This window comes from Borrelia persica No12 (assembly GCF_000500045.1).
Classification (GTDB): domain Bacteria; phylum Spirochaetota; class Spirochaetia; order Borreliales; family Borreliaceae; genus Borrelia; species Borrelia persica.
Genome location: NZ_AYOT01000192.1, coordinates 1 through 1,563 on the forward strand (window position 1 = coordinate 1; position 1,563 = coordinate 1,563).

Here is a 1,563-nt window from a genome sequence, read left to right on the forward strand (position 1 = left end):
AATTTTTCTTTTCTCATTGCAATTTCTTTATCAAACCCTTCTTCAAGTCGCATAAGCTCGATCTCACTTCGTTTTTCTAATGCTTCTAAATCTTTGTCTCTCTGTTCTTCTATAGCTTTGATTCTCTCAGCTTCAAAACCTTTAAAAAGTCCCACAGTAAAACTCAAAACAGAAGAAGCCACTGCTCCCCAAGGCCCAAAACTCGATAACACATCCTTTGAAACATCTAGCAATGCACTAGTCGCAGTATCTGCAACTTTGGCTGGTCCTTGAGCAACACTTTTTCCTAAATCCTCAGTAATAACCTTATTAGCAATATTGTTAGCAATATTCGAAAACTTCTCAACCAATGAACTGAAATTATCACCCAAATTTTCAGCCATTTCTTCTGCTTTACTTTCTGCCTGACTTGCAATCTGAAGCAGAGTATTCCTATTTGCGTCATTAAGTTTGTCAAACTCACCTTTATGTGATTCTGCAAAATTTCTGTAAAGCTCTGAGATTTGAGATTGCATATCAGAAGTTGCCTTCTCCCGTTCAACTAAAGGACGCATCATAACATCGAATTGCATTTTAGTAATTTTCTCTTGCAATTCTTTGTGCGCATCTACAAACGTTCTGTCAATCGAAGTCTTTCCAAACTCATTCACCTGTTTTTCTACATCAGACAGTACTTTCTTGTTCGCATCATTAAGAGAAATCAAAACTCTTACCATATTTATCTATAAATGCCTTATTTTTATCATTAAKAACATTAGCAACTTCTTTCATCTTAGCTTCCTGTTCTTCATATGGAAGCAACAATATTTCTCTATGAAGTTTTGCTATTTCATTCTGTAAGTCCTTATGATCATTCACAAAACTGTGATTAGACTTAGCAAAATCATTAACCTGTTTTTCTATACCAGCTAGTGTCTTCTTGTTAGCATCATCCAAATCCTTAAATTTTTACCATATTTACTTATGAATGCCTTATTCTGACGATCAATTTCAACCTGCAAACGACGCATTGCATTTTCTTGCTCTTGCAAAGGTTTTAAAGCAACCTCTCTTTGCATATGAAAAATCCGTTTCTGCAGATCTTGGTAATCTGCAATCAGACTCTTATTCAAATTATTTTTAAAACTCGCATCCTTCTTTTTTACTCTATCTTCTTCTTTAGGCCCCTCCTTCTTTTCCGAAACAACAGGTGGATCCAACGAAGTTTCTTTCTTTTCAAAAAGACTCATTATTATAGTCCAAAGTGATTTGAATAATGAAATAAGCTTTTCAAATGTCTTAACAATAGGATTAAAAGCATTTTTAAATCCCTCAAGAAATTTATCACTAAGATAGGCTACAAGATCTTTTAGACTTTCAAAAAGATCTGTCATTGATGAAGTCACATCGCTTATGGGTTTTACAATATACGAAACAAACGTCTCTTTTAATTTCCCAAAGCCACTCATAACAAAATCCAAAGCAATATCAAACCCATCGATTAATTTACCACGAACATAGGCTATAATCTCTCTAAACTTTTGAAAGCCACTTATAACAAAATTTATAGAATTCTTAAACCCT

The 1,563-nt window shown here is 33.9% G+C and carries 1 protein-coding gene and 2 pseudogenes; all 3 read right to left on the reverse strand.

Annotated elements, in window-relative coordinates; translation table 11 throughout:
- A pseudogene (locus tag U881_RS11625) lies at positions 1-716 on the reverse strand (hypothetical protein); the annotation flags it as partial.
- A complete protein-coding gene (locus U881_RS11630; protein WP_024653794.1) occupies positions 691-936 on the reverse strand; it encodes a hypothetical protein in 246 nt (81 codons plus the stop codon). The pseudogene U881_RS11625 and the gene U881_RS11630, both read right to left, overlap by 26 nt.
- Positions 909-1,563: pseudogene (locus U881_RS12860) on the reverse strand (hypothetical protein); the annotation flags it as partial. The pseudogene U881_RS12860 and the gene U881_RS11630, both read right to left, overlap by 28 nt.